The organism is Microbulbifer mixtoriginis (SeqCode), assembly GCF_052467515.1.
On the sequence record NZ_CP174314.1, the window covers coordinates 2,813,117 to 2,834,834 of the forward strand.

Annotated in this window: 14 protein-coding genes; 8 read left to right on the forward strand and 6 right to left on the reverse strand. The window is 42.5% G+C overall.

Annotated features, from left to right (window positions below):
* The first annotated feature begins 235 nt into the window (after nucleotides 1–235).
* The gene (locus ACJJIT_RS11960) at nucleotides 236–1,711 is read left to right on the forward strand and encodes a ricin-type beta-trefoil lectin domain protein (protein WP_444898533.1); all 1,476 of its coding nucleotides are present in this window, start codon (nucleotides 236–238) and stop codon (nucleotides 1,709–1,711) included.
* Between the two features lie 518 nt (nucleotides 1,712–2,229).
* Here the strand turns inward: ACJJIT_RS11960 and ACJJIT_RS11965 are convergent.
* The 3 genes from ACJJIT_RS11965 to ACJJIT_RS11975 form a co-directional block, all read right to left on the reverse strand.
* Nucleotides 2,230–5,724, reverse strand: a complete 3,495-nt coding sequence (locus tag ACJJIT_RS11965; protein ID WP_444898534.1) for a fascin domain-containing protein — start codon at nucleotides 5,722–5,724, stop codon at nucleotides 2,230–2,232.
* A gap of 1,071 nt (nucleotides 5,725–6,795) precedes the next feature.
* The gene (locus ACJJIT_RS11970) at nucleotides 6,796–7,743 is read right to left on the reverse strand and encodes a DJ-1/PfpI family protein (protein WP_444898535.1); all 948 of its coding nucleotides are present in this window, start codon (nucleotides 7,741–7,743) and stop codon (nucleotides 6,796–6,798) included.
* Between the two features lie 293 nt (nucleotides 7,744–8,036).
* The gene (locus ACJJIT_RS11975; protein ID WP_444898536.1) at nucleotides 8,037–9,851 is read right to left on the reverse strand and encodes a VCBS domain-containing protein; all 1,815 of its coding nucleotides are present in this window, start codon (nucleotides 9,849–9,851) and stop codon (nucleotides 8,037–8,039) included.
* Between the two features lie 650 nt (nucleotides 9,852–10,501).
* Here ACJJIT_RS11975 and ACJJIT_RS11980 point away from each other — a divergent pair.
* Nucleotides 10,502–10,945 carry a copper resistance protein CopD gene (locus ACJJIT_RS11980; protein ID WP_444890698.1) on the forward strand — a complete coding sequence of 148 codons (444 nt, stop codon included), beginning with the start codon at nucleotides 10,502–10,504 and terminating at the stop codon, nucleotides 10,943–10,945.
* A gap of 87 nt (nucleotides 10,946–11,032) precedes the next feature.
* Here ACJJIT_RS11980 and ACJJIT_RS11985 read toward each other — a convergent pair whose 3' ends face one another.
* Both ACJJIT_RS11985 and ACJJIT_RS11990 read right to left on the reverse strand, forming a co-directional pair.
* Nucleotides 11,033–12,022: a hypothetical protein gene (locus tag ACJJIT_RS11985; RefSeq protein WP_444898537.1), complete on the reverse strand. Its 990-nt coding sequence runs from the start codon at nucleotides 12,020–12,022 to the stop codon at nucleotides 11,033–11,035.
* Between the two features lie 539 nt (nucleotides 12,023–12,561).
* Entirely contained in the window at nucleotides 12,562–13,227 is a 666-nt protein-coding gene (locus ACJJIT_RS11990) for a phytanoyl-CoA dioxygenase family protein (protein WP_444898538.1), read from the reverse strand.
* Between the two features lie 1,107 nt (nucleotides 13,228–14,334).
* Here ACJJIT_RS11990 and ACJJIT_RS11995 point away from each other — a divergent pair.
* From ACJJIT_RS11995 to ACJJIT_RS12020, 6 genes are all read left to right on the forward strand, one after another.
* Entirely contained in the window at nucleotides 14,335–14,949 is a 615-nt protein-coding gene (locus tag ACJJIT_RS11995; protein WP_444898539.1) for a bactofilin family protein, read from the forward strand.
* A gap of 71 nt (nucleotides 14,950–15,020) precedes the next feature.
* Nucleotides 15,021–16,253: a class I SAM-dependent methyltransferase gene (locus ACJJIT_RS12000; protein WP_444898540.1), complete on the forward strand. Its 1,233-nt coding sequence runs from the start codon at nucleotides 15,021–15,023 to the stop codon at nucleotides 16,251–16,253.
* Nucleotides 16,253–17,563 carry a MotA/TolQ/ExbB proton channel family protein gene (locus ACJJIT_RS12005; RefSeq protein ID WP_444888633.1) on the forward strand — a complete coding sequence of 437 codons (1,311 nt, stop codon included), beginning with the start codon at nucleotides 16,253–16,255 and terminating at the stop codon, nucleotides 17,561–17,563. Before ACJJIT_RS12000 ends, ACJJIT_RS12005 begins: the two co-directional genes overlap by 1 nt.
* Complete coding sequence (locus ACJJIT_RS12010; RefSeq protein ID WP_444898541.1) at nucleotides 17,556–18,257, forward strand: OmpA/MotB family protein; 702 nt, start codon at nucleotides 17,556–17,558, stop codon at nucleotides 18,255–18,257. Before ACJJIT_RS12005 ends, ACJJIT_RS12010 begins: the two co-directional genes overlap by 8 nt.
* Nucleotides 18,254–19,279, forward strand: a complete 1,026-nt coding sequence (locus ACJJIT_RS12015; protein ID WP_444898542.1) for a hypothetical protein — start codon at nucleotides 18,254–18,256, stop codon at nucleotides 19,277–19,279. The genes ACJJIT_RS12010 and ACJJIT_RS12015 overlap by 4 nt, the downstream gene beginning before the upstream one ends.
* Nucleotides 19,280–19,807: 528 nt before the next feature.
* A complete protein-coding gene (locus ACJJIT_RS12020) occupies nucleotides 19,808–20,959 on the forward strand; it encodes a serine hydrolase domain-containing protein (protein ID WP_444898543.1) in 1,152 nt (383 codons plus the stop codon).
* 501 nt (nucleotides 20,960–21,460) lie between these two features.
* Here ACJJIT_RS12020 and ACJJIT_RS12025 read toward each other — a convergent pair.
* Nucleotides 21,461–21,622: a hypothetical protein gene (locus ACJJIT_RS12025; RefSeq protein WP_444898544.1), complete on the reverse strand. Its 162-nt coding sequence runs from the start codon at nucleotides 21,620–21,622 to the stop codon at nucleotides 21,461–21,463.
* Nucleotides 21,623–21,718: the final 96 nt, after the last annotated feature.

Consider the following 21,718-nt stretch of genomic DNA (forward strand, 5'->3'; position numbering starts at 1 on the left):
TTATTAACGCCTCGAGAGAGCAGGCTTGCTAAATTTAACCCACTAGTCGCTGAAAAATCCAAACGCACAGTCTGTCCTCTAGAATAATGCTTTTAAATAAAAATCGAAAAGCATGGTCAATGCCGTGAAAATATAACAACTTATTAGATGTCATATCATTTTCACATACCCATACTAATATTGCCGCCCTATCAATTAGGGCAGCCTTATAATAACAGTCTAAATGGATATCCTTATGCCAAATAAAGTCAGTTTTTCATTTTTATTTTCCCTACTCCTCTTTTTTTGTGCAAACCCACAAGCAAGCATCGCTTCTACACCAAAATTAATAGCGGAGCCCCCTCAAGATGATCACCGTATCGACCAACTCTACTACCTCCAGCCTCACAACAGTTATGAACGCCTTGCAACTGAAGAATCTCTCACGGATTGGCTGGATAAGGGCTTTCGCTCGTTGGAACTGGATGTTGTTGACCACGGCCCCTGGCAGGGCAGTAATCATGGGCCCTATGTAGCCCACGGCCAGAGTGATATCGGCAATCATATGTGTCGTAGTAATGGTGACAATGATCGACTGGTTCATTGCCTTGACGACATCAAGGCATGGCTTGACAACAACGAACTCAATGCACCGCTAATGCTTTATATTGATATGAAGCCAGACAGTAATTGGTTCGCTGCCTGGTATGCCGATGAGATATATGTGTTGGATCAATATATCAAGCAACAGTTGGGCGATTTGCAATTCAGCTACCAGGACTTACTAGCACATCTACAGGCAAGCTCCCCCTCCTCCGACTATCGAAACACCCTAAAGAATATAGGTTGGCCTACTTTGGGCGAGCTGCAATCGCAGAATAAGAAAGTCCTGGTCATGTTTACCGGTGGCCAGAGTGGCAACGTCAATAATCGTATGGAATCGGCACTGGATAACTACCCATTACATGCCTTCCTATGCCCTGATGTAGATACTGCCGATCCTGAAGAGTTTTCTGGCAATGTCGACTCCATGGATTCCAGCAGCTCCCAGAAGATATTTTGCGGTAATGTAAAAGCCGGTGATCACTACCAAATAACAGCCAATGAAGCGGCCAACAGTAAACAATTGATGCATTTATGGAGCAGCTCTGGCGACTTCAGCAATACAGATTTTGGCTATTCCTATATCGCTGTTGCACACGGCGCTAGCGCTATTGGCATGGACCCAAATACCGTCAATGACACGCCCAGCTATACCGGCCAAGCTATTCCCTTGGTCGGTGTGCGAAAAAGCCTACCTGGTTATTTTCGTATCCAGTCCATTCAAAACCCAAATCTCTGTATGAATGTTTCTCAAGGCTATGGCAATGGCTCCAACCTGACCTTGGCCAACTGCAACTCGAGCAACGAACAGCAGTTTGTCTACACCGCTGAGGGACAGTTAAGACCTAAAGGCAACAATAAATACTGTGTCGACTACAACTCAGGTTCTGCAGACAATGGTGATAAAATGCACCTGTGGGATTGCGATGGTGGCAATTCAGAAAAATGGCAGGTACAGGAAAGCGGTATTATTCAAAATCGCGACAAAGATTGGCAATACTGTATTGATACACCAGGGGCAAGTGCCGATAATGGAGAACAACTTCAAATTTATAAGTGCAACAGTAGTGACACTGGTCAGAAATTTTCCCTGAATGCTGTGAATGAATGGAAACAAACAAGCTTTTAAGTATTACTTTTTATTCAGACTCTCAGGAGTCAAGTATAAAGAAGAGTATTGTTGCAGTTAGTAAAGGCGTCGGTCTTAAGATTGATCAAAGATCGACAGCCTTACCGTATAAATGCCTATTAGCCCTGGTATGCAGAAATTTCTTAACATACCCAATTAAATCAGTAGTTAGTTCAGTTCGCCAGCTTCACACTGCCTCCAGTCACCGAAGGTGCCATCACCTGCAGCTATCCGGCTTTCATAGGTAAAGATAAGCTCCGAAATATCCTTAATGAAAATGGAGAAGTGGAAGCCTTACCTTCCATACCAATACAAGGTGTAGTCGGCATTCAAGTTTGGAAATTAAGAAATTCATAAGTTCAGACTAGCTGTCCTCGTATAGGAATTCTTACTCAAGTAAGCCCTCCTATATGAAGGGCTCGTTTAGTTTGAGTGCAAAAATCCAACCCAGAGAGAGATTCTTCATAATCAATTAAGGCACCCCACCACATCAAGTTGAGGTGCCCATTTCGTATTGCTTAATGAATGATCAAGTTATGTACAGTAAACATCTCCCATATGTCAAGATTCTTGCGATTTGCATTTGCAACACCGTTTTCTTCAGCAACAATATAGTTACCATGTCGGACATTGAACAAGGAGATTCGATCACCACCCTCCAAACAGCCTGTTCTGTCCGTATGATTAATTAATTTAAATGTTTCCCAGCTATATCTGGCAGAAACGGCTACATCAAGTGCTCCCCATTCTTGGGCACCATAATAATAACCATCGGTGGTTTGCAGCCACACATCGTCACCGTCGACAAAGCAGCCCTGCTGGTTGCTATTACCGCTGAGAATAATAGTCTCATGGCTTCCGATTGTTGAAGCATTGGCATTGACTGTTTGCCCACTACCACCATTATTAGTTGCGGTCAAATATTTACCATGGTGGCCCCTTAAAGCAATTTTCATTGATTTAACCGCGGGTTTACCAATAGCTATATAACCCACTACGGCTTTCAGATTTTCTCCTTTTTCTTTGTGGGCCTCTTGCACCATTAAACTAATGTCAAAAGAACCTGTTTGTTTATCCTTGATACGAGTACCAATTGTTTCATTCATATTCTTGCCTTGCACTTGGCTCACTAGGAGGTAATCCTGTAAATCAATACCTACGGTTTGAAACTCAGGGGTACCAGTTAGGTTATCTTCCAGCAATACAGCATTCACATGAATTTCAGCGCCATTAGCTGTTGTATAAGTGCCCGCTTCCATCACCACATAATGCAGAGTTTCAGGCAAGTGAACACCATCATTCCATGAAAATTCTGCTACCCGAACCTCAAAACTATTGGAGGTTATATTGCGAATTTCAGTCGTAATAGGGTCGGGACCGGCGATACCAATGACAGAAGTGAATACCACAGGGTTGGTATAGCTAAAATCCAGCTGAACTGTGGTCCACTCATGGTCTACGGCATAGACTTTAACCGCTTCCCCTCCAACAAAACGTCGATTCTGAAAATGCACCACATCGATTTGCTCACCGCCGTGGTCAGTTTCAGTATCCAAAGATTGCTCCTCCACATTCAGCAGAAAGCACTCGCCGTTAGCGTCTTCCGATATTCGTGAAATAATTGGATCAGAACCATGGTAGCTCACATTTTGATGTAGAAGAATATCATTGGAGCTTTCACAGTTACCTTGGCCTGTAGGAGTCAAATTACTAGTTACATCATTTACCTGGTAACCGCGCACAGATGCCGTTTCTATAGTAGATGAGCTATTGGCACCCGCCAGATTCCACATTTCCTGATCGGTTAAATCATCGACATTGGCTTCCCAGCTGTAACCCAGTGTTTTTCCGTCTACCTCAAGAGTAGTTTCCCATACATGTCGCTTTTCTGCCCAACTCCAACGCCACTTGCTCTGGATCTTGGCTTGTGAAACTGTGAATATAAAATTACTAAAATCTCCATGAGTCTGAGTATTACCAACAACTGTTGCCCAAACCTGCTCATCGTCATTGCAGCTGTAAATCTGTATAGTTTTTCCGTGATCTATAAAGGTTTTTGTATCCTGGCAATGACGATAGACAGCTACGTAACCTTCCCCTTCTCTTGCAAATAACCAGTTATTGAAGCTGGATGTTTCATCAAACTTATCAGCTGGCCAAGTTAAATTAACTGATTCCGTAACAAAGTCATCAATCGGTAGAAAATCCGTGGCGTTACCTACGCCCTCCATAAAGCGCAACTCCATAGCCGGCTTGTACAATACCAGAGCCACATTCTTGTTTTGCTTAATATAGGGCAAGTTCGTATTCATCATATTCTGGCCACCAGCTTTCCAACCACCATTTCCCGCTCCTGAACGCGTGGTAACCTGAAGCGTGCCGGTTGTGGCAACCCAAGGCTGTTGTTGCCAACCGGCATTGCCCGCATGGTAATCTTGGTAAGAGCTCAACTGCACTACACCATGGCGATAGAGATCCAAGATTTTTTCTGAAATTACAGAACTGGTAGTAAAAGGCGCACTAGTCTCCGTAAGCAGGACTCCAGACATATCAACCAAATCGTCTGCTAGATTAGATTCCACGATAATATCTTCAAAGAAGAAATTTAATCCGGCAACAGGCGTCAGGTAGTATTCCAACATTTCATCAGCCAGTTCAGGATGAGCATAGGCACCAGCAGATTGGGAAAAAATAATCTTATCTTGCAAATCTAGACCTGCCCATACCGAATCCACCTCAGTGATGGGGTGGCCTGAGTAATAGCTGATATTGACCTCGCCATTTAGTTTTTCCAGACGATTATAAGCAACACTGCTAGCATCAAGGCTAGTCATGGCAAATATATCTATATGGTTACCAGCGATAAATGCCTGTGGACCTATGCCGGTGACTATAGCCATATACTCTGAGAAGCTATTTTTCATAGTGTTTACTCCTTCATAACTTCCCGCATAGTTCCTTGAATCTGTCGCCGTTGCAGCGCCAAGATCATTTGTCACCATAGCTATATCATTGAGAAATATTAATGCGACCTCCCCGGCTAGCTCCTTAATCTCCTGATCCTTGGCATAGTCGTAAAGATTTAATAGCGCGGATATCGAAAATCCACTATAGGTATTTGAAGTAGACTCATAAACACCATAACGTTTTTTAACTTCTAAATAACGTATAAGGCGCTCTTTGATTTTCTGTGGCCCGCCCCCAATATTCCATCCCTCCATTTCCCATAACAACCAGCTAGTGGAAAGCCACATAAGCACATGATTTTCAGAGGTATACACACGTACTCGCTCGGTGTCTTCGTCCTGCCAATAAGGGAGCTTATTAATTTCATTTAGAATCAAGTCATCGTACTCATCACTCTCCGCCAACACACGAATATATAGAATCAACTGCATGTCTGGATTTTTATAAGCATGCTTACCCGGAGTGAAAAGTTCTGTTAATCGCTGAGCCAATGCTGCCCTATCCAAGGGCAAACCGAGATAAGCCCTGAGAACCATGTGGTCATTATTTGGCTCCTCTCTCGCTGAATCGAAAACTCGCTCTATATAGGCCGCCTGGCTCTCACGGAAGGCTGCTAGATAGGCTGGGTATGATCCAGTATCGTAGTCTGCTAAAGTCCACGGCTGTGCGTCATCTTCAGAGTTTCGGGGCCCCGTGCTAAACCAATCAGATATATCGACATCAAGACCAAAATAGTTTAGTGCGGTAACTGAGTTATCAGCTACCCCAAAGAAAAAATCAAGTGACCCCTCAACTGAATTTGTCAGGCCATCATATAGCCATTCACCAGTGTCTACTAAGAATCCTACAGAGGCAGTTGCGGCATCTTCTACTGTAGTGACTACATCTTCGATAGTTTCTTCAGCACTCTCTTCAACTTTATCCCAGGTTTCAGCAATCCAGCTTGTGAAATTATCCCATATGCCTGCATGAGCGTATGTAGGCATGATTAAGCTAAATAGGAGCATGATATACACGATATACAGGCCGGCTCTCTTAAAATTCATAACTAAATCCAAAATTTAATTTTTTTGATAAAAGGATATGCCGAGCAAGATCTCCCACCCTTAACACAAAATTAAAATAATCAATGGCAATGTAAATTATCAATAAAGCAATACATTCCCCAACAAATAAACTCTAAACTCAGATGCAAAGGATATAAAAACTAAAGAGATCCTAAATGGCGCAAAAATGATATTAATTTAATACGATCAGCTCAAACCTCACAAACAAAACAGAGAATAAATAATTTCATCCTACTGCTAAAAATAATATTGGTACAAAAGCAACAACATACATAAAAATATAACGGATTTAATCTTTTAAAGTGAGAAACTGGTAATAGATTATTGTTTCCAATTTCACAACAACGTGCTTCTAATTAATGAACAATATATCAACCTATCAGTAATTCATCTACAGACTTGGGCCATTAAATAGAATGGCACTTATTTAAATCGGCATTAGAAATATTGTAGGCAAAGAAGGCCCGCACATAATTCCGCAATATCTTTACGAGTCGTAAAGGCTGCAAATGAAAGTTACAGGAATGGTCACAGCCCTTTACAAGATCTGCAAAACAATAGCTGTGGACTTTATAATTCGAACTGCAGGGATAACAAAGTGACTCACTTACTAGGTTTAAAATTTAAGCTTCAATAAAATAACCGAAAGAAATCACTTCTTAGTAACCCGGCAACTTTGAGGCTTTGTAGCTTTTTATAATACTTAAATGGATGATAATGATACGAAAAATTATCTACTTCCGAACAGAAAGAAAATACCAAGCTGCCGTAAATCAATTTCAGGAAATTCCGGCCGGGATGAACTCTCTCTAAAGAAATAATTTTTCCTTGAAATCAGGCAGGCTTGTATGTGACAGACTTATCCCAGAGAACAGGTCTTGAAGGCTACAGTTATTAGGTCTTGCTAAGCAATGTCCACTCACAAGAGTTGCGCTTAACATCTGTAACCTTCAAGTTAAGAAATTACTCAGAAACGTTTTAAAGGAGATCACTCCACTTTAGGTACATCGTGATTCCTCCTATGCTAATGAACTGCGCTTACTGGCTAAGCTACTGCCTTTTTTGCAACTTATAAATAAATTTATCCGCTAGAGAATAAACCGAGGACGGATTCGCTCCAGTGACCAGCTCTCTGTCTTCGATTACTTGTGACATTGAGGGTACACGAAAATTACTTACTTTAAGGCCAGCCTCTCTTGCTTTTTCTGCAACGTAATACTCTAGGCGACTGCCTTTTAAATAAAGAAAGTTCTCAAGAATTAACTCTTCAGACTTGTTACCCAGTGTAATGTTGTATCCTATGTAAATGAAATTATTTTTTTGTTCTTCACTTAAGGGGATAAATGGATCATAGATACCTTCCATTGCTGTCAACAACACTATCGGAGCATGGCAAATTATAGCAGTCGGCTTTTGGGTTTCATGGAAATATGTTAAGATACTACCCAGCTCCTCGCTAAACAGGAGATCTGTTTTTGGCGCATGACCTCCCGGGATATAGATTCCATCATATTTTTCTAAAGATTTTGATTGTGTCAATGACTCCAGCGAGAGCAAAGGTTTTTCAGTAAGTTGCTGCTGCTCCATTATGTATTCAACATCATCTAGAAAAGCAGATACTTCGTCATTTGCGTAACGATTAGCAAACTTGAGCCTACCGAAATATTTCATTGCTGTAGCGATATCTTTTAAGCGCTCCTCCTCGGCTTTTATCTTAGGGTTTAAAGCATACTGAGGCCAATTTGATACCACTGATGCTTTATAAAAATACATTTGCAAGCCAAAACCATCAATTAAAGGAGTTTTCCCTTTTGGTGTGGCAATATCAAATTCATATCCATTAGCTTCCAGCTGCCTCAAGGTTTCTGATAGCTCACTCACAAAATACCCAGATTCGACTACACCACCATTTCTTAAGGTCAAATGGTCAGCTGCTGAAACGACAACAAGCACTTTTCCATTGCTAGCATAGGCATTTAAACTTAAAAGAACAGCCACGAAGATATATAATATTTTTTTTCAAAATAAAATCCAACTCTTTATTATTGAGGTTAGAAAACCTATTTATTTTAGGTTGCGCCCCACAAAAGCGCATTGCACCTATCTAGAATAGGCTATTGGCAGTTAGGAAATCCATACCAAGTACTATATTAGCGTGCAAATTTACTAGGGGCAGCCTGTTTGATTATGCTTTATTAGCAGCAGTGTCGATAATGGCCTTTTCGATGGACATATCCGTATTTCCCTTCCATTAACTCATTAGTCGTATTTAAAATCTGCTTATAAAGCACCTAATTATTACTTATCGTAACATCAAGGAAGGCGGGCTCTTGGCTTTTTCTACCAGAATGATCTACCGCAATGACTTTATAGCGGTAGTTTTTCCCCAACTCTAAATCTGAATCTGAATCTGAATCTTTGTATGAAGGTTCTCGTGTTTTTAAAAGCAAGTCGTCATCACGTGATAACTCGTAATGGAGCACACCACCATTTTCAATAGTGTGATTCCAGGAGAGAAACACTTGCATTCCATCTATCCTATATTTAAAGCCACTAACCTTAGCGGGTGGAGGATGATCTCCATACTTGCAAGGTACAATATCTCTGCCTAAGCCATCAGTACACTGATCAATATTTTTGTCGGTTTTACCTGATGCATTCCAATTTTTTGCTATTCCCCCAGTGCACATATTATCTGCACAAAAAGGCATATCATAATTGAGGCAAGTTCTGCAGTTTTCAAACCCAAAATTATCTACAAAAGGCAACACAGACTTATCGACTGCGGGGAAATAATTACAGACCGCGACATGTGCGCCATCATTATATGCAGGATTATCAACACCATTGATACTGTCACACTCAGCAACCGCACATCCAACATAACGAGTTTCCCCATAGCAAACTTGAGCCCAGTGCCCACAGGTGTCATCGTGACATTGCCCAGTCTCCCAATTATAAGCATAGCTCTCATCATACCAAGCCTGAACTGCTCCAGCCCATTGCTCGCCATCATATTGAGATGCTGGGGGGTTGATAAAGTAAATGGCTACATTCTCACCAATTTCAACGTAACCCTCGGGCAACACAAAAGATACTTCACTTTTTACTTTATCAAAAGAATCTCTAATACCTGCAGAGTCGCCTAGATGTCCATAGAAGCAGGCCGATGCCCGCTCCTTCGCCATCTTAGCCAAGGCATCATCCCAAAAAAGAGTTTGCATATTTCCGGCAGTTTTAGGCCCTTCTCCTTCTCCAGATTGACCACTGGCACACCGCTGACGAAAATGATTATGCCTATCGAGCATTGCCCGTTTTTGATCCAGTGAAAGCTCAAAAGAGCCAGACCCATTGGGGTCTTTAGTTACTATAGAAAATGTAACAGATTGTTGAGCACCATCTGTTAACTGGAAATTAATAGTATCTTTTACTGAGTCACCACTTTTTATACTATCCGCCTTATCATTAAGGATATATTCCCAATCACCACTACTGGCAATGTTAAAATTACCATAAGTGCTTTCTATATTTTTCTCTGAAAAGCTCGGCGTATTACCATCCACATCATGCAGCGACAAAATGCCATTGGCACTTTCCCTGCTCCCTACAATTAATGTCGCCAGGGGCGAGTCTGGTTCGAAAGTATAGGCATCATCAGCACCTGTTACTTCGATAACAATCACTGTAAAGTTATCTCCAGCTCCCACAGCAATTGAAAACTCATCTGTAGCAAGCTCATTAGCACCTAGTGGATCGGAAAGATTACTATCCAAAGTATATGTCCAGGTGCCATCTGAGAGAACTTGCAGGCGACCGTATTTCCCCCACTCATTAACTTCCTCAAAAATTCTATTTGGGTTTGTACTATCAATCAGTATGCCAGTAGCAGACTTTACATTATCTTCACTAACGTAACCTTCCCCACCACTAATGACCCCATGATTTGGGTCTGGATCTGAGCCTGGACCTGGGTTGGGCCCAGCATTACCACCATTGTTAGTTACCTCTGGATTATTGTTTTTGCTGTCACTAGAACCCCCACCGCTACAGGCAACTACGAAAACGGACAAAACAGTAACCATAAGAAGCTTAGAGAGCTTGTTCATATTGTTCTCTACAGATTCAATCACACTTATTTTGGAACAAAATTATAAGAACATTCTTTTTCTATTTTGTGAACTAGGTTAAACATTATTGTTTCTATATTGAGTACCTGGAGTTTCCAAATTGCGAACAATTGACTTTTTCCATTTTTAGGCATCATTTATCAACTGTTGAGAGCCAAGTAAGGATTTCTTAGTTTTGACTCACTACAAGTAGCCCTACAGTAAGTAGTCCCCGCAACACATATCTTTGCCGGCCGATCAGGTCCACTAAAAAGCTTAAGTATTTATCGAGCTTAAACCGACTTCATTTTTAACTTTAAAAATCTATTGGCATTAAATTAAGAACCTCTGACAATAGATAAGGACCCGAGCCAGGTTAAGGTAATTATCGAGTGGAGTGGGGATGAGAATTTTTCAAGTACTAATGCACAAAAGACATAGGATCCCGGCACTATTTAATTAGAAGGCAGTAAACTAATACCATCTGATCCAGTGTGTCCTCTTGATTTATATCAATCACCATCTCATATTAATTGAAACAATCTCACAAGTGACACGTCAACAATATTCAGCTTACCAACCTAAGAAATTAGTGGGCACCCATTACATTTATAGATATAGTGCTTAAAAGGATCCAAAAAGGAATAAAGATGTACGAGGTAGTACTTTTTTTGCATTTGCTAGGTGCAACTATTTGGACCGGGGGGCATCTGGTGCTGGCATGTACAATCCTCCCTTCCGCCCTAAGAAGTCAGGATATAGAATTTATCTCAAGGTTCGAAAGCAGCTATGAAAAAATTGGCATCCCTGCCCTTCTTGTACAGATTATTTCTGGCATCTATCTAGCTTTCAATCTTTTGCCCGATATATCCCAGTGGTTTAACTTCTCGAATCCGGTTTCGAGACTTATTTCATATAAGCTAATCATATTGGGCTGTACATTCCTTCTTGCTATTGACGCAAGACTCAGGATTATTCCGCATCTTTCAACCAGAAACCTAAAAGCTCTCGCTTATCATATAATTCCAGTAACACTTCTCTCCGTTCTATTCGTATACGTAGGAATTTCCTTCAGAACAGGCTGGCTATATTAAACTATCATTTATTGGCTCAGCAACTGACCAACTACCCGGCGTAAATACAGTTAATCACTTACTTATTAGAACTCCACAGAAAAAAGCTTAACTAGTTAATGAGGGTACCACGGTTTGATCTCTCACAGCTGGGTACATATCTCGATCAATAGTAATATGATCCAAATCGACCCAACTTTGAGCATACCAACCTAGATTGATATCTTCTGCTGCATAGACAAAAGAGTGCACCCCTGTAAATTCGATAACTTCGTCACCGCCTGCCAGTTGACGGATATATAAATTGTCTTTATAGGGGAACTGAGTATTGAGATCAGTATAGTAGCTCAAATAAGTTGAGTTTTCGGGGTTACGGAAAAAAGAAGAAGTTACTCCCATTTCATTCTGATCCCATTTACAGACTCCATCAAAACTATGAACAATAGTTCGAATGCTACGAAAGTCCGGATCATTACGCAGAGCCTTTGCCAAGCGCATTGCTAAACAACCCCCTCTGGATGATCCCGCCAAGTAGATGGTTTCTAGGTTTGATACATAAGCTTTTGACTTCAACCAATTAAGGTAGGCACTTTCTATACGAGATTTCTCAACACTATTTACCATATAGTTAAATTGTGCATCAAAAGCTACGGCAAAGAAGGTGTCATCTGCTGGAAAATACTCTGAATCCAAAACCTGCCGGGCAAGAGAGCGGCCATCTATGCTTCTGGAACAGGATTTTTCTGAGATACCACAGTTCCTTTTAAAGTTATCCTCTTGGCCTGTTACCGCACTTTCAGAACCGTATCCCGGAGGCTGTTGTCCAGCTGCAATAAATACCAAATTTCGCACATCTTCTCGTTCTGGCTGCCGTACTCTTGCAATCTGAGTGTATAATTGATATGTATTACTGACACCTTCTTGCTCCCAAGCTAGATACTCAGATTGAGTAGCTTGCTGGGTACACCAAAAGTTTTGACAGTAGCGGACACGCTCCAAGCTCACCGATAAATCTGATTTAGGCTCAAATGCCTTAGCCTGAATAGAGCCCAAAAGGAACACCCAGCAAGCTAAAAGCCTTATTATTTGATTATTCATTTTTCACCATTTTCAATATGATCATTCTTATATTTAGAAGGTAAAACCCTCCATTCAATCAAATAAACTAACCCCTTATCTGACCGCAGATGATTTTAACAGACGAAAAGTCGCCAAACAGAGAAACCAATAAAAAACAAATCTTAAATTTTCAAATAAGAAAAGATCAAATCCAAGACAAAAAAATACAACAACAGGAAAGACCTAAACAACAAATTGATAAGCAGTCAACAGTAATTTCCAACACTTAAACCGCCCTTAAATTAGCCGAAACAACTAAAAAATCATCGACTTATTTAAGAAAACAAGATCGCCGACCAACCCTTCAGAACACCTGAACATCATGTAAATAATTATATTTTTTACCCGATCTCAAGAAGAAAGCAAAAGCAGTGGGCCGCGCCACGACAGGTAACGCCACACGACCTTTCATGCTTTAATTTCGATCGTAACATACAGCACGAACATCTTAATTGATAGCAAGGTAGTGTAATGGGCGTTAACTCGTACATCATTACTGAAAACTGAATCTAGTTGCACTATGCCCAAGTAACCCCAGCTGGCAACTCATAGCAACTATATTCCAAGTGTATCACTCTGCGACGCCTAGGGAATAAAGCTCTATCTGAAGCATGAAGAATATGAGGATACATAATTAGTGCAGAACCGGATTTTGCCTCACAGGCAACTGGATTATGTTCTTTAACATATTGATATATTTCACCTTTCTTCAAAATTCCATGTTGATGGCTGCCAGGAATAAGCTTTAAGCAGCCATTATTAGTATCAGTATCATCCAGATGAATACGGATCGTAATCATTTGCCTAAGAACATGTAGTGGAGGCTGCACATGGTGAACGCCATCCTTAACACTCCAGGGGCCCCATCCAGACTTAGTAAATTTTGAAGAGACCGCTACAGTCTTATCCTGATGCCAAGTAACAAGCCAGTTACATTTTTCATTTTTATCAAATAGGATACTCCTTACCAATCGAGGGCGCTGAATTAAGTACTTCTGCGCTAAATTTACAATCAGGTCCGATGTAGCCAAGGCCTCTATAGAGCTATACTTTTTCTCTACATTGCGTATGCCTCCCGTCCCCCTAGCGAGCTTTAAATCTGCAAACTCATTTTGGAGAACCTCAAGCGGGCCTTCCGGAAAGATGTCATTAATTAAGGAATAACCTTTTTCCAAATCGATCATTATTTAATAACCACAAAAAAGAGTCCGGATTTTATGTACAGCGCACCCAATGAGCGAAATATTATCGACCAGAAAGTGTTTTCTAGCTGGAATTTTTATTTCCGGAAACTTTCGTTTAGGCTTTCCCCATTTACGCATAGACACTATCCGTATTTTGTGGTTTAGATTCTTAAGATCATCTTTGTCAGCTCATAATACATGAGGAATTGTTCCACGCTTCATATTACCTACCCAGCAACACACTCCTTAATAGCATATGGCACGGACACTGCTGCACTTAGAACACCAAAGCAACTGCAAGCCAGGTCAGGGCTGGGAAAAAGTGCTCTATGTCACACTTTTAACGTGGAATCCGTGCTAAATTCAACCCATTCAAGTCGAGGTCAGCTTGATTGATTGCCGAGCCGTTTTACGGTGGCTTTCGCGCTGTAAGGTAGTAACAACTCAATCTATATTGATGTATGCCCAGTAGAACTCAATACCCATCAGCAGATAATAAGCAGTATGCCCTCCACAACAAAAAGTAAATATTTACTTACAAATTACACCTTAATGTAAAAGTAAGAATGTGACGTTATGTCGAGCAATCCCAGCAATTCATCGTCACTAGAATTAGGTAGTAGGACTATTTTTGTACAGTTAAAGGTTGCGGGTTCAGTTTTGTAAATTACTTGGTGTGCTCACTGTTGTCATGCTCCCATACTGGCCTAAATTAATTTCTAGCCTGGCACAAATCGCCTGTGAACAAGTTGAAGCTACTAAGAGACGGTATAAAAAATCTACCAGAGATTTATGTACAGGTGAAACCATAAGTACGTAAATTTTCTTGCTGAATAAAATGTGTATTCAACCAAATTCTCCAATGCCAAGAGCACGGATAAGAGATAAAGATGGTTTAGTAGTAGAAAATATTTGCGTAATGATATCCATGTTTCTGTGAAAAAATGAACACATATCTTTTGCCATCGAGAGATTACAGTTCAGGCATTGAGCTTTCGTGATTTTTCGACTCAATGTATTACCTGGCTTACGGTTAAGACTTCAGCCGAGGGCCTGGCTACAAGAGTTTTAACGCTGACTTTTTCCACAACGAAGAGATTTATTTAGATGAGCACTGACAAAAGTAATGACTCCACACCTTTTCTAGCAGGCATGAGCGCTGGTGAGCAGCAATCATCTCTCTCGAATTCAGGCGCCAAATCAGTGCTTGGTGAGGGTATCAATTTTCGCGGTGAGCTGATTGGCACCGAAGATCTTCATGTAGAAGGCACCGTAGACGGTACTGTAATTATGGTTGGTCACAACCTTTCTGTTGGTACCGGCGGTGCAGTAACTGCAAACATCCATGCAAAAAATATTGTTGTTGAAGGCACACTGGACGGCGACGCACTTGCCGATGAGTTAATTGAGATCAGAAATACTGCCCAGGTAAACGGCAACCTGATTGCCCCTCGAATCAAACTCGACGACGGTGGTAAGTTCCGTGGCTCTATGGATATGGTAGATACCGACTCCGAAATGAAAGAACGCCACAAGGAATTCTCAGACCGATTGGTGCACCCAGATCTGCCGGCAACGGAAGACAAGCCAGCAAACCGCTCCCAGAACAACGCCTCCTACACTTCTAGCAGCTCAACTACGAGTGATTCATCCCGTCTATCCGATACCAGCGACTATCTGTTCGGTACCAAGGAGACTGAAGAGGAAACAGTGGAGAGCTGAGTTAACTTCCTCAGTTAATCCTCCATACGAGCCCCGGCTATTGCCGGGGCTCTAGCTTTTGGTGTGAAAGTATGTTGCAGCATCATTCGTTTGGTATTGCCGCCTTGGTGGACGAGGTGGTTCAACCAGGTGGTAAAGTATTGGATTTGGGGTGCCTCTCATTTGGCACTACACAAACCTTTTTGGAACTGTCCTGCCAGACATTTATTGAGGATTTACGTAGCCTGCTACTTGAAATCCACTCATTTGACCTGCAGACACGAACTATAAAGTTAACTGAACACCTGACCAGAAAGCCGCAACGGGTAAAACTTGATGTCGTGCTCTGCTGGGACCTGTTCAACTTTATGGAACCCGAGCTTATTGCCCAATTAATTGAGGAAATCCGACCTCACTTAAAAGCTGGCACTGTCTTCCACACAATGTTGTACACCGGCACAATGCCTAAAGCCCCCGCTGACTTCAAGCGTTTGTCCGGCTTCACTTTTAACTCATCCCCCCTAGCACTGCCGGAGCCATTACCTACATACCGATACTCTTCGCTCAATCTGATGAAAACCATGGGTAACTTTTCTCTGCGCTCATCTCTCCTGCATAGAAAAGGCATGCGTAAAGACCTTATTGAGCTGATGTTTGAATACGGTAATGTAAAGTCACAAAACGCTATACGTGCGGGGGGAACCTCAGCTGCAATTTCCGCTTTTAGACAAACAAGCCTTACCGAAATCCCTTTGACAGCACTTGATAAAGCATTAATGCACGCCAAGCGCTCTCCCGTCAGTAAAGCTCTGGATGTAGGGAAAAAAGCTGGAAGGAATATGCAGCACCTCCAGCGAGAAGTGGGTGAACTATTTATTTCCGATCTCTATTCTGCAATTCTCTGGCAATGTAGCCGCAAGGTACCCTTTGATAGCGCGGTACAGGCAGCATTACGACAGGCCACCCTGCCTGAAAACCTGGATTGTATTTTACTCTGGGATCTTCTGAATTTCTTTTCCACTGAACAAATTCAGTTAATCACGCATGCGCTATATCAGTATCTCAGCAATGGCGCTGTGATGCATTTTCTGTTGTTCAAGCAAGAGCGACTTCCGGTTAATTGTAGTGTTTTCGAGATTCAGCCATCAGGCCTTGTTGGAACCTATATCCAAGCAGCTGGAAATAAGCAGGCAAAGTTCCGCACTATTACCGATGTAGTGAAAGCACTACCACAAATGAAAGTTCTAAGTCAGGGCACTGGAAGAATACCCAACGGGCCCTTTTATCACGAAATAACAATGCAGAAAGTTGTAAAGGATCAATAATGACCCAGTTTTTCTACCACTGGTTGACTAAGTTATCTCCTGAGCAGGTAACAGACACCTTTCTTATAGTTATGCTTGCCCTTGGCACTATAGCCTTGACCCTTTACCCATTTGGCAAGTTTCCACGCTTCGTAAAAGAAACGCCTTCTCTACTGACCGCTCTTGGAATTCTGGGTACCTTTATCGGTATTATTCTTGGTATCTATGGTTTTGACCTTGCTGATATCGACACCTCAATTTCAGAACTTATGCAAGGTCTGGAAACCGCCTTTATGACTAGCATCTTAGGCCTTTTCCTCTCATTGGTCTTGCGCACTATCTTCCAAATATTCAGCAAAGATCAGCCAGCCAAAGCCACTGCAGATGATATTTTGCAAGCGATCAATCACCAGCGCCAGGATTTGGCAAAGTTTCAACACAGTATTAGTGAAGAGGTTCTGCAGTCACTAACTTCAGTTGTGGAGAAGTTTAATCAGGGGCTGAACGCACAAATGGGTGATAACTTACAGCAGTTTATTCAGCAGCTGGAGGCCGTATCCCCTGCCTTGCAAGCATTAATCGATCAGCATGAGCAACACGCCGAGCTTGCTGCAATCTACCGTGAGCAAACTACATCTCTACTGATTGAAATTAACGGTGCGCAGGAGAATCTTCTGCAGTTACATCAACGTATTACTGAACTACCGAAAATCTTTAACGTTATTCCTTCGCTGGTTGAACAGCAGCGCACTCACTCCGAACAAATCTCTGTCATGCTTAATGAACAGCAGGCATCCATTGAAATACTACAAAAATCTATTCCGGATATCGCGCCCAAGTTTGAGTCGATTACCCAGGGAATCGAAAAAGCGAATCAGCAGTTAGGCACTCAAGTTCAACATCTAATCTCCCTGAGTGAAACCCAGGCGAAAGTCTTTGAACAGAGGACGAATAAGGTCGTTGCTCTTGCCGATGTCCTGAATAATATCGACCCCAACCACTTTTCCAACATTATACAAGAGACTGCAAACAGCCATCGTGAATCAATGGTTGAGCTTGCGCAGCTTATTGCCAAGACCCATCAACAGATGATTACTGAATTATCCCAAGTGATCACTCGTGATTTGACCAATGCAGACGTAAGCATCAAGCGCCAGTATGAGTTACTGGATCAACGCTTACATAGCGAAGTCGAGAGTGTAATGGCTGCGATGGGTGATGCCCTAGGTACCTTGAGCGGTGAGTTTTCACGGGATTTTCGCCAGTTAATCCAGCAAATGAAAAGAATTGACAATCAAGTGAAGCAGGCCGCCGGAGAGGAGCATGTTTGAGAGCGCTCACTCCAACAGTGAATCCAGTGAAAGCCAATGGATCAGCCTATCTGACATGATGGCCGGCCTAATGATGGTCTTTCTCTGTATTGCCGTCTTCGTGATGCGTTCCCTAATAGATGAACGAGCCAAAATTCGAGAACTTGCCGAGTCCTATCGCGATACACAGCTGGCGATTTATCAAACTTTGCAACAGGAATTCTCCCGCGACCTTACTCGCTGGGGAGCCTCTCTGGATAAACAAACCCTAGCTATCTCTTTTAACAATAGTGATGCGCTGTTCAAGACTGGGGATTTTACTTTGAGTGACAATGCGCGTGAAATTATGTCCTCATTTGTGCCCCGCTATATTGCTGCACTGACCCCCTATATGGATTCCATTGCTGCAATACAAATTGAAGGTCACACAAGTTCTGAGTGGGGTGAGCAGTCGGCGCCAGAGGAGGGGTATTTTCATAACTTACGTCTTTCTCAGCAGCGGTCACGGGCGGTAATGCAATATGCCCACTCGCTACTACCCCCAAATCAAGCCGTTTTAGTACGTGCAAAAGTTGCAGCCGTAGGTTATTCATCCGCCCGCCCGGTCCTCAATAACAATGGTATTGAGGATCCAGATCGCTCTCGTCGCGTTGCATTCCGAGTAGTGCGAGACTCTGAAAGCCACATTTTGCAGATTCTTGAGGAGGCCCTGTGAAACTAACCGACTTGCGGCCTATTCATAAGCGTCAAAGGCAAAGCTCTCAAAATCTTCTCAATCCCGAACAGAAGCCTTTAACTATTTGCAAGCCGAGTCGAAATAGCTTGGCGAGCGCCATTCGTTTAGGTATTCAGCTGGACTATTCAGACCTCGATATACTTTCTTGCGGTTGGCTCTACCGGGGCATCCCAGTATTTGTATTTGGTCTTGAGTATTCACCCTCAACACAGGAAGATTCTTTTGGGCAGGTCCATATTTCTCCCAAATGCCCTTCAGTGAGTAATTACCAAGGGTCTCTCTGGGCGAGCAGCGACTTCGCCGCCGTACAAAAGTCCTTTCCGCGAGACAACCTAAAACCTTGTCCGCATTGCTTGCGCCACCTTTATAGTTTGGATATTCCAGATTTACTGCACAAAGACCGCTTTGGTAATGTTACCGCTATCGATTGGTTAATTTACGCACGATACTTTGCCGGTGCAATTTTTGAAAAATACCCACTCTTCTGGCGCAACGGTGAACGCCCACAAAAAGTGACTGCACTATTCACCACTGAACCCCCGAGGTCTTCCTGCTCAATTTGTCAGTGCCATATTAATGCCAACGGCTGGGCGATTAACCCTAAGCTGGCTGAACTCAGTAGTCTCCCCAGAGAAATTTGCCTTCTTTGCGCCGAGCGGAGAGCTCGTACTGTATTAGTGGCACCCCCTCAAGCAGCGCTGCGTGCAGCAACCCTGCGCTACGAATCCCTTACCAAACAGTTGGGTAGTGAACCCCAAGCATCCTGGGCAATCGCCGAGCAAGTAGTTCCCGCCTCTTGGCTTCCGCTGATCCAGAAACTGAAAACTCTGATGGGGCCGCCCAAGGTCTTTCAGGTGATCGCTCCGAAAATTTTAGCCGTCTTATCCTGGCCCAGTATGAAACGTGCCATCATTGCTGATAACACCAAAGAAGCAAAACTGCCTACTCACTATTCCGTTTGGCGCAAAGCCCAAATTGAGCAAGAACTGGGCTTAGGCTGAGCAATTACTCCATAGTGCTGCCTTCGGGCAGCTGGCTTTTACAAACATCCGGCTTCCTCACTCTCAAAATCTATCAATAAGAAAAATTCTAGAAGATTCTTAAAGTTGTACGCAGGTATTTCCTACTGCGGCTTATCTGATTTAGATATAGCAGACCATCAACAACTTACTATTTCCAATAATTTTATAAACGCATGACTTAAATAAATTATTTGATATTATTTTTAAAAGACACTCTATTAAATGCTTTTTATCCTATTTATACTCTCAACCTCTTTTACAAGCTTTGCACAAGCAGCTTCTTGGTATTGGAAGGTTATAAATATCATGATTACGGTTTAAATTACCGCCAATAATTTTCTGCATAGGATTTCCCCCTCACAATTACATACTCTTTAGGGACTTAAACAAAACGATCCAGTCGGAAATCGAAGTAGTACGCCAATACCCTCGAAATTTCGTACCACTTTTAGCGGTAACTAAGATCTGACTCAGTTTTCAAGTTACTTTTAATACAGGTTTATCATGATGCATAGTCGGCACACAAAAATTCTGTCAAAGATTTTTCTTACAATCGCACTCTTAGCAGTAACCATTGCTGTACGTGCGGACGAAGCGTTGCAGACATTTCTCGAACAGACACTTACCACAGCACGTGACAAAAACGATCTCCCTGCCGTCGCCGCGCTGATTCAAATCGATGGCAAGACTGCTGCTATAGCTGCAGACGGTTTTCGTGCGCATAGTCATATGGAACCAGTCACTATCGACGATCGTTGGCATATTGGATCGAATACCAAGGCGCTAACTGCAACAATGATCGCACGCTTAGTTGAGCAAGGTATCATGCGATTTGAGGATACACTCGCTGATTCTTTTCCGGCTTTCGCAAAAAATATGGACCCCGCTTACCGCAACATTACGATCACGCAATTGCTCAGTCATACCGCAGGTTTACCACCTCTGACCGACGATAATGAACTTCCTCAATTTGAAGATTTAATCGAGTCAGTACCCAGTATTCGGGCGCAACGTATTGCGGTTGCACGCAGTTACCTTGCAATGCCACCTACATCCGCAACTGGTTCATTTAAATACTCCAATCTCGGTTACATTATCGCGGGTGCCATCGCCGAGGCACGAACAGGCAAGACTTGGGAGGATCTCATCAAGGAACAGATCTTTACTCCGCTCGGCATAAAGAATGCAGGATTTGCAGCGCCCGGATCCTCTGGCAAGTTGGACCAACCGCGTGGTCATAAAAAAACCTGGTGGGGCAAGCTCGTACCACTCGATCCCGCCGACATACAAAGTGATAATCCTCAAGCGCTCGGCCCTGCCGGCACAATCAATATTTCTCTTAAAGATTGGATTCTCTTCGCAGAGGACCAACTCAATGGCGTACACGGCCGCGGTAAATTATTGAAGTCCGAAACCTATCGCAAACTACACTCACCCGTAAATGGTCATTACGCACTGGGCTGGGGGGCATTGTACGATCCAGAGTTATTGCTGCTTACACACACCGGTAGTAACGGCTATTGGCTCACTGACGCACGTATCATGCCAAAGCACAACATAATTTTTCTAATCGCGATGAACTCCGCTGGTGATACTGCAGAAAAATCAATGAAAGATATCCGCAAGCTTCTTATGGAGCGCCTAAAACCATTTGAGTGAATCTAAAAAGCGGACTTGTCTTGACAAGTCCGCAATCCAGCGGCTACTGGAATATATACTTGATAATTAATTAAAGTCAGCAGCGCGAATCGGATAGCTATCAGAGCCCGCCTCCAAGATCCAAGCCCATGTCTCTGCGAATAAAGCGAGTCAATTATATTCCTGACAGAATAATCTCACGGAAAACACATACCGTCACCCGCCACAAGAATCCTATTTATCACACATAGTACTGAGCAATTTATTTAAATATAAAGACTCAATAATACACTGCAACCTGATAAAGCTATAGCTTTCAATAGTGAGAATTCTTAAAGATGTAATCTAGAATTTCCATTCAGAGAAAAATTATAGCTTTCGCTTGCTGCCTATTAAGAGCCACAAGTTCCAACCTAATTCATCCATGCCAGCCAACATAAAATTTAAGAAAAATGGCCAGTAAAGCCTATGGAGAGCTTTGATGAATGGCAGCCACCTTTTAAGGCTCCATCACTGTTTGAATTAGAAGAATTGAATATTACCGCAGAGCGTTAAACAGGCTTTGCCCACTGCCATATTAAGTGTGGTGGCACTCTTCTCGATGGCAAGGAAGTTCGTGATACTGTTCGAGCGATTTTCTGCTTTATCAAATTGGAAGAATCGTGACATGTGGCGCAGCGCCATATCTCCACACCAGCCAACCAAGGTGCATAGAAAATATAGCGTTCAAGTCAACTCAATGCTGAATGCATTAGCGCTGCTCAGTAAATCGGGGCCTTA